At 58.1% G+C, this 391-nt stretch carries 1 protein-coding gene; it reads left to right on the top strand.

Annotation, left to right across the window (positions count from 1 at the left end):
* On the top strand, positions 1 to 391 hold a 391-nt coding region (locus A3754_RS06505), incomplete at both ends, for a metal-dependent hydrolase (protein WP_197468518.1).

Consider the following 391-nt stretch of genomic DNA (forward strand, 5'->3'; position numbering starts at 1 on the left):
CCATGAATGCCACTGTTCGACACCAACTGAAAGCGCGCCGGGTGCAGTTCGATTTTGATCAGACACCACTGCACTGGCTGCGTGATGATCCGTTCTCCACACACACCATCAACGGCATCCACCTGCTGTTGCCGGAAGGCGAGCTGTGGTTCTGTCGGGTATACAATCAGGCCCTGCCGCTGATCCAGGATGAACAGCTTCTGGCCGACGTGCAGGGCTTCATCCGACAGGAAGCGGTGCACTCTCGCGCCCACAGCAAGGCACAACTGTATCTGGAACGTCACGGCCTCAGCGTAGAGCCGTTCCTGAAACGAGTGGAATGGTTGTTTGGCACCGCGCTGGCCGATGCGCCGTTCGGGCTTACCCTGATGCAGCGCAAACCGTTCAAAAA

The organism is Alcanivorax sp. HI0083 (assembly GCF_001635175.1).